This is a genomic window from Sulfuritalea sp., assembly GCF_031426875.1.
Lineage (GTDB): Bacteria > Pseudomonadota > Gammaproteobacteria > Burkholderiales > Rhodocyclaceae > Sulfuritalea.
Window position 1 is genome coordinate 175,327 of record NZ_JASJPC010000012.1, and the last position, 7,672, is coordinate 182,998.

General features: G+C 64.5%; 9 protein-coding genes. All 9 read right to left on the minus strand.

The genetic code is table 11. From position 1 onward, the window contains the following. Positions 1-17 precede the first annotated feature (17 nt). Positions 18-437 carry a DUF1841 family protein gene (locus RMO95_RS06490; RefSeq protein WP_310449783.1) on the minus strand — a complete coding sequence of 140 codons (420 nt, stop codon included), beginning with the start codon at positions 435-437 and terminating at the stop codon, positions 18-20. Further along, complete coding sequence (nth, locus tag RMO95_RS06495) at positions 430-1,062, minus strand: endonuclease III (RefSeq protein ID WP_310449784.1); 633 nt, start codon at positions 1,060-1,062, stop codon at positions 430-432. The genes RMO95_RS06490 and nth overlap by 8 nt, the downstream gene beginning before the upstream one ends. Beyond that, positions 1,059-1,748 (minus strand): electron transport complex subunit E, encoded by a 690-nt coding sequence (locus RMO95_RS06500; RefSeq protein ID WP_310449785.1) that lies wholly within the window; start codon positions 1,746-1,748, stop codon positions 1,059-1,061. The genes nth and RMO95_RS06500 overlap by 4 nt, the downstream gene beginning before the upstream one ends. Before the next feature lie 79 nt (positions 1,749-1,827). After that, complete coding sequence (locus RMO95_RS06505) at positions 1,828-2,526, minus strand: RnfABCDGE type electron transport complex subunit G (protein WP_310449786.1); 699 nt, start codon at positions 2,524-2,526, stop codon at positions 1,828-1,830. Continuing rightward, a complete protein-coding gene (locus RMO95_RS06510) occupies positions 2,519-3,541 on the minus strand; it encodes an RnfABCDGE type electron transport complex subunit D (RefSeq protein ID WP_310449787.1) in 1,023 nt (340 codons plus the stop codon). The genes RMO95_RS06505 and RMO95_RS06510 overlap by 8 nt, the downstream gene beginning before the upstream one ends. Positions 3,542-3,560: 19 nt before the next feature. Then, positions 3,561-5,246, minus strand: coding sequence for an electron transport complex subunit RsxC (gene rsxC / locus RMO95_RS06515; protein ID WP_310449794.1), 1,686 nt, complete (start codon positions 5,244-5,246; stop codon positions 3,561-3,563). A 2-nt stretch (positions 5,247-5,248) separates the two neighbouring features. Then, entirely contained in the window at positions 5,249-5,812 is a 564-nt protein-coding gene (rsxB, locus tag RMO95_RS06520) for an electron transport complex subunit RsxB (RefSeq protein ID WP_310449788.1), read from the minus strand. Between the two features lie 3 nt (positions 5,813-5,815). Continuing rightward, positions 5,816-6,400, minus strand: coding sequence for an electron transport complex subunit RsxA (rsxA, locus tag RMO95_RS06525; protein ID WP_310449789.1), 585 nt, complete (start codon positions 6,398-6,400; stop codon positions 5,816-5,818). Between the two features lie 91 nt (positions 6,401-6,491). Beyond that, positions 6,492-7,514, minus strand: coding sequence for a quinone-dependent dihydroorotate dehydrogenase (locus RMO95_RS06530; RefSeq protein ID WP_310449795.1), 1,023 nt, complete (start codon positions 7,512-7,514; stop codon positions 6,492-6,494). Between the last annotated feature and the right edge of the window lie 158 nt (positions 7,515-7,672).

The window sequence follows — 7,672 nt, forward strand, 5'->3', positions numbered from 1 at the left end:
CGCCAGCAAGCTGGCTCCTACGCGCGTCTGACGCAGTCGAGGTAGGCATCGCCATCCGGCGGCAGCTTGCTGCGCTGGGCGCGCCAGAGCATTTCGCCGAGGCATTCGAGCACGTCGTGCAGCGCTTCGTGGCGGTCGGCGCGGCGGCTTTGCAGCAGGGTGAAGGCGGCACGGATGCCGGGCGGCTGGTCGATCGAAAGCTGCTCCTCGATCGCCAGGTGCAGCGAAAGGTGCAGGAAGGGGTTGGTTTCGCCCTGTTCCGGCGTCCATTCGCGGGTCAGCGCGTCCTCGGCTTCGAGCAGGGCGTGGTACTCGGGATGCAGGGCGACCAGGTCGGCGGCCAGGGCTTCCATCGCCGTGCCCGGCAGCCGGTTGCGGTGCTTGGCCCAGGCATCGATCAGGAACTGGCGCGCCTGGTCGCGGGACGGGTTAAACATTCTTCTCTTTCCAGGCACACAGGTCGAATACGCCGCAATGCACGCAGTCCGGCGAGCGCGCCTTGCAGGTGTAGCGGCCCAGCAGGATCAGCCAGTGGTGGGCATGCAGACGAAATTCCGCCGGCACGACCTTGAGCAACTTCTGTTCGACCGCCTCGACCGTCTTGCCCGGCGCCAGCCCGGTGCGGTTGCCGACGCGGAAGATGTGCGTGTCGACCGCGATCGTGGGTTCCTTGAAGGCGATGTTGAGCACCACGTTGGCGGTCTTGCGGCCGACGCCGGGCAGGGCTTCGAGCGCAGCGCGCTCGTGCGGCACCTCGCCGCCGTGGCGTTCCAGCAACAGGCGCGAAAGGGTCGCGACGTTCTTTGCCTTGGTGCGGAAGAGGCCGATGGTCTGGATGTAGTCGATCAGGCCTTCCTCGCCCAGCGTGGCGATGGCCTGCGGCGTCGGATGGTCGCGGAACAGCGCGCGCGTGGCGCGATTGACGCCCTTGTCGGTGGCCTGGGCGGAGAGCACCACGGCCACCAGCAATTGGAAGGGCGTGGCATATTCGAGTTCGCCTTTCGGTTCCGGGTTCGCCGCGGCAAGGCGCGAAAAGAACTCGCGAACCTTCTTCGGGCTCATGCTGGGATCGAGGACGGGGCGGGCGGCTGGTCGTGCTGGCGATGCTCGCGTACTTGCTGGTTGGCGCGCGCATCGAGCCAGTTGCGCCCGGCGATCAGCAAGCCGAGGACGAAGAAGGCACCGGGCGGCAGCATGGCGATCAGGAAGCCCGGATAGTCAGCCGGCAGGATCTGGATGCCGGACAGCGTTGGAAAGATCATCTCGATGCCCGAAAACAGCGTGCCCTGGCCGACAAACTCGCGCACCGCGCCCAGGAGGGCGATGACCCAGACGAAGCCGACGCCCATCATCAGGCCGTCGAGGGTCGCCGAGCGCAGGCCGTTCTTGGCGGCGAAGGCTTCGACGCGGGCCAGCACGATGCAATTGGTGACGATCAACGGAATGAAAATGCCGAGCACCAGATACATGTCATGCAGGAAGGCATTGAAGGCCAGGTCGACCACGGTGACCAGTGCCGCGATGATCAGGATGAACACCGGAATGCGAATCTCGTAGGGGATCAGGGCACGTAGCGCCGAGATTGCGAAGTTGGACAGCAGCATGACCAGGATGGTCGCCAGGCCCAGGCTGACAGCGTTGACCAGGTTGGTGCTGACCGCCAGCAAGGGACACAAGCCGAGCAACTGGGCGAGGATGCTGTTCTGTTTCCACAGGCCGTTCCAGGCGATGTCTTTGTAGATGCTCATGGCTTTGTCTCCCGCAGGGCCGCCCCAAGGGAGGCATGCGCCCCCTCGGGGGGCAGCGAACGAATGTGAGCGTGGGGGCTCATTGTTTCTTTTCCTCAAAGCGACTGTTGGCCGGCAGGGCAAACAACTTGTCGCGGTGTTCCAGGGTCCAGGCCAGGGCGCGACCGCTGGCATTGGTTACGGCGCGGGCAGAAATCGTCGCGCCACTCATCTGGTCGAAGCGACCGCCGTCCTTCTTCACGCGCCATTTGTCGCGCGGCACGCTGTCGAAACCGAGGTCGTTGAATTGGGTGATCCAGGGCCGCTTCTTGTTGCGGTCCTTCTTCGGGTCGATGTAGTCGCCCAGGCCGGGCGTTTCCTTGTGGGCCGTGACGCGCACTGCCAGCAGCTTGCCGTCGGCGGCGACGGCCAGGATCAGGCCGATGCGGCCCGAGTAGCCGTCGCGCGCCGCCGCTTCCAACACCAGCGCGACGGGAATGCCGCTCCTGCGCGCGCGCCAGAGGCGGGTGTCCACGTCGAGTCCGAGCGCTTGTTGCGGCGCCAGCGTGATGGCATCGGCCATCAGATCGCTGTCGTAGTTGGCAGCGGGCAGCACTTCGCCGATCAGACGCAACTTTTCGGCCAGGGCGCTGGCCGCTACGCGGGGTGCCGTGGCCTTGTAGGTCCCGGCCATCAGCGCTGTGAAGATGAGGGTGAAGGCGAGCATGATGGCGGCCGTGCGCACCGATATGCGTAGCACGCTGGATTCGCGGCGGGCGACTTCGATGGGTTCACTCATCGGGAGTTCTCCCTTTGCCCTTGTGTCCGAACACCGGCGGCTGGGTGTACATGTCGATCAGCGGCGCGGCGATGTTCATCAGCAGCACGGCGAAGGCGATGCCGTCGGGATAGGCGCCGAAGGTGCGGATGATCCAGGTCAGCAGGGCGATGCCGGCGGCGAAGATCAGCTTGCCGCGCGGCGTGGTGCAGCCGGAGACGGGGTCGGTGACGATGAAGAAGGCGCCCAGCATGGCGCCGCCGGTGAAGATATGGAAGCTCGGCCCGGCGAAGTGCGCGGCGTCGTAAAGCGAGAAGGCACCGGAGACCGCCAGCAGCGTGGCGAGGAAGGCCGCCGGCATGTGCCAGGTGACGATGCGCTGCTGCAGCAGATAAACGCCGCCGAGGACGTAGCCGGCGGCCACCCATTCCCAGCCCTTGCCGCCGATGTTGCCGAACATGGCTTCGTGGCCTAGCACGCCGGCCACAGTGGCGCGCGCGTCGGCCGTGTGCAACGCGGTACGCAGGGCATCAAGCGGGGTGGCCATGGTCATCGCATCGAGTTGGCGTGCACCGAAAATCGCGTTCCATTGCGGCGCGAAATCGGTGATGCCAACGGCCGGCCACTGCGACATCAGCGAGGGATAGGCGACGATCATCAACGCAAAGGCGACCATGGCCGGATTGAAGGGGTTCTGGCCGAGGCCGCCATAGAGGTGCTTGGCCACCACGATGGCGGCAAGCACGCCGACCACGGTCAGCCACCAGGGCGCGATGGGCGGGAAGGTCAGCGCGATCAGCCAGGCCGTGACCAGCGCCGAGCCGTCGCCGAGGAACAGCATTAGCGGCTTGCCGCGCAGCTTGAGCATCACGGCTTCGGCGGCCAGGGCCGTCACCGAGGCGAGGGCGATCTGCACCAGGATCGCCGCGCCGAAGAACCAGACGTAGGCGGCGATGCCGGGCAGCAGCGCCAGCAGCACGCGCAGCATCACGGATTGCACGCTGGCGGGTTTGAGGAAATAGGGCGAGTTGTTCACGAGGGGATCACGCTGTTGTTCAGTCGTCCTGCCGCAGGTGCGGCTTGGCCATTTCGCGGATCTCGGCGCGGCGCGCTTCGATGGCGGCGACTTCGGCCTGCTGTTCCGGCGTCAGGTCGCTGACGTTCTCCGGCTGCACTTGCTCTTTTTGGGCACGGGCGCGTTCCAGCGCCGCGGCGATCAGAGCCTTCTTCGCATCCTCTTCGGGTGTGGCAGCTGGCTTTTGCGCTTCGGCCAGCGCGGCGGCGGCCTTTTCGCGCCCGGCAGCGGTCTTTGCCGCAAGCTTGGCAGCCTTTTCCTGCCGTTCGCGTTCTTCGCGCAGCAGGCGGAACTCGTAGCGCTCGCGTGCCTGATCGGCGGATTCCTTCTCCACTTCACGCGCCCAGATCTCGCTCTTGGCGAAGCGGTAGTAGTCGACCAGGGGAATTCGCGAGGGGCAAACGTAGGCGCAGCAACCGCATTCGATGCAATCGAATAGATGGTATTCCTGTGCCTTGCCGAAAATCTTCGCGCGCGAGAACCAGTACATTTCGAAGGGCTGCAAGTCGGCCGGGCAGACCTTGGCGCATTCGCCGCAGCGGATGCAGGGCATCTCGGGCGGCGGCGGCGGGAACAGCTTTTTCGAGCCGACCAGTATGCAGTTGGTGGCCTTGACCACCGGTACGCTGTTAGCCGGCATCAGCAGACCCATCATCGGTCCGCCCATGATCACGCGGTCGCTGTCGGGCAGCGGGTCGCACAGGGCGATCAAGTCGCGCATCGGCGTGCCGAACAGCACTTCGAAATTGCGCGCGTTGCCGACGTTGCCGGCGACCGTGACGATGCGCGAAATCAGCGGCTGGCCCAGCTCGATGGCCTCGTAGATCGCATACGCAGTGCCGACGTTGAAGCACTGCACGCCATATTCTGTCGAGCGCTCGCCATGCGGCACCTCGATTCCGGTCAGGACCCGTATCAGCTGCTTGGCGCCGCCCGCCGGATAGCGTGTCGGCACGGAAACCACCTGCATCGCCTCATCGCCGGCGGCCTGATTGGCAGCGCGGGTGGCAACTTCCATCGCGGCGATGGCTTGCAGTTTGTTGTCCTCGATGCCGATCAGGACCCGGCCCGCGGCGAGCATCTCGCGCATGATCGCGGCGCCCTTGAGGATGGCCTCGGCGCGCTCGCGCATGAGGACGTCGTCGCAGGTGATGAAAGGCTCACATTCGGCGCCGTTGAGGACCAGTGTATCGAGCCTGCCCTGCTTGCCCGCCGTGAGTTTCAGGTAGCTGGGGAACACCGCGCCGCCGAGGCCGACGACGCCAGCGTCGCGCAGGTAGTCGCGGGTCTGGTGCGGCGCTGCGGCGCGGAAATCGAAGGGCTGGCGCACGATCCATTCGTCGCGGCCATCCGGTTCGATCACCACGCACAGGGCGGAAAGCCCCGAGGTATGCGGCATCAGGCGCATCTCGACGGCGACCACCGTGCCAGAAGTCGAGGCATGCACGGCAGAGGATACGTTGCCGTCGGCGGCACCGATGCGCTGGCCCTTGAACACGCGATCGCCTGCAGCAACCAGGGGTCGCGGAGGTCCGCCGATGCTTTGATGGAGCGGGATCACCAGAAGAGTTGGCGTTGGCGCCACGGCGATAGGCTGGGTGGTCGACGCTTCCTTGTTGTAGGCCGGCTTGACGCCGCCGTGAAAGCCGAACAGGCGCTGCAACACGCTCATGCGGTTTCCTTCTGCACCGGTGTGATCTTGATCACCGGGTACTTCCATTTCCAGGTTTCGACGCTCTCGCCGATCGGTTCCATGGAGATGCAATTGACCGGGCAGGGCGGCAGGCACAGCTCGCAACCTGTGCACTGGCTGGTCACCACCGTGTGCATCTGCTTGGCGGCGCCGACGATGGCATCCACCGGGCAGGCCTGGATGCACAGCGTGCAACCGATGCAGGCCTGCTCGTCGATGACGGCGACGGATTTCGGCTTCTCGATGCCGTGTTCGGCGGAAAGGGGCTTGAACTCGCGGCCCAGCAGGTCGGCGAGCTTGTGGATGCCTTCCTCGCCCCCCGGCGGACATTGATTGATCTCGGCTTCGCCCTTGGCGATGGCTGTGGCGTAGGGCTTGCAGCCAGGAAAGCCGCACTGGCCGCACTGCGTTTGCGGCAGGATGGCGTCGATCTTTTCGACCAGCGGATCGCCTTCGACACGGAAGCGCACGGCGGCGTAGCCGAGCGCAGCACCGAGCAGAATGGCGCCCAGCGCCATGACGAGCAGGGCTTCGAGCATGTCCTACCTGTACTTGTCCAGGCCGGCAAAACCCATGAAGGCCAGGCTCATCAGGCCCGCCGTGATCATGGCGATCGCTGTGCCGCGGAAATGCACCGGGACGTCGGCCGCTTCGAGACGTTCGCGTATGCCGGCGAACAGGATCAACGCCAGCGTGAAGCCGACCGCGCTGCCGAAGCCGAACAGGAGCGACTCAAGAAAGTTGTGACGCAGGCTGACGTTGAGCAACGGGATGCCGAGTACCGCGCAATTGGTCGTGATCAGCGGCAGGTAAATGCCAAGCACCTGGTGCAGCAGCGGGCTGGTCTTCTGGATCACCAGTTCCGTGAGCTGCACGATGGCGGCAATCGTCACGATGAAGGACAGCGTGCGCAGATACTCCAGATGATTGGGTATCAGCAGCCAGCGATCGATGACGAAGCTGGCGCCGCAGGCCATGGTCAGGACGAAGGTCGTGGCAGCCCCCATGCCGAGCGCAGTTTCCAGCTTCTTGGATACGCCCATGAACGGACACAAGCCGAGAATGCGCACGAAAACGACGTTGTTTACGAGGACGGCGCCGAGAACGATGAAGAGATAGCTGGTCATGATGCGCAGCGCGCAGCGCGTAGTCCGCAACAATTGGTGGAGATCAAATTATCTCGCCTTTAATGGTATTTGCGCAAGAAGGATGTCGATTTTACTGCCGCGTGGCCTTGCCGGTGGCTTCAATGCATTCGGCGACGAGTTGCGGGCCCCGGTATATCAGTCCGCTATAGAGTTGCACCAGGGCGGCGCCGGCGTCGAGTTTGGCTCGTGCGCGAACACCGCTGGTGATGCCGCCGGCGGCGATGATCGGCAATTCCCCGGCCAAAGCCTGTGCCAGATCGCGAATCACCGCCGTGGACTTGTCGAACAGCGGACTGCCGGACAAACCGCCTGCTTCGGCGGCGAGCGGCGATGATTCGACGCCTTCGCGGCCAAGCGTGGTGTTCGTGGCGATGACGGCGTCGATCCGGTGGCGTTTGAGCGCGTCGGCAATGCTGGTGATCTGGCCCGAGTCGAGATCCGGTGCAATCTTGAGCGCCAGCGGTACGTAGCGGCCGTGCCGATCGGTCAGCGCCGTTTGCCGGGACTTGAGCGCACCCAGCAGGGCGTCAAGTTCCGATGCTCCCTGCAACTGGCGCAGGTTCTTGGTATTGGGCGAGGAAATATTGACGGTGATGTAGCTCGCCAGCGGATAGGCCTTGTCGAGGCAGATCAGGTAGTCGTCTACCGCCTTTTCTATAGGGGTGTCGAAGTTCTTGCCGATGTTGATGCCGAGAATGCCGCGGTAACCCACATGCGCCAATCGCTCGCGTAGCGCGTCGATACCTGCATTGTTGAAACCCATGCGGTTGATGATGGCCTGGTGTTCCGGCAGCCGGAACAGGCGCGGCTTCGGGTTGCCGGGTTGGGGGCGCGGCGTGACCGTGCCCACTTCCAGGAAGCCGAAGCCGAGGCGCGCGAGTCCATCAATGGCCGTCCCGTTCTTGTCGAGGCCCGCCGCCAGACCGACACGATTGGGAAAACGCAGGCCCATGACGTCGACTGCGTTGGCGCCTGCCGTGGCGGCCTGCCCGAAACGCAGAGCCCCGCCGATGGCGAGCAGGCCAAGCGTCAATTCATGCGCGCGCTCGGGGTCGAGTGTGAAGAGCAAGGGCCGAATCAGGGCATATGGAATCATGGCGGGAGATTCTACGATGCGGGCTCTGCGAAGAATTTCATCAACATCGGAAAGAAAAAAACGAGAAGGGGTTTACACATTGAAAATGGCCCCCTATAATCGCCCCTCTCTGCTGCATGCGGAGCCGCTGAAGGAAGTGAAAGCAAGGCGGAGTT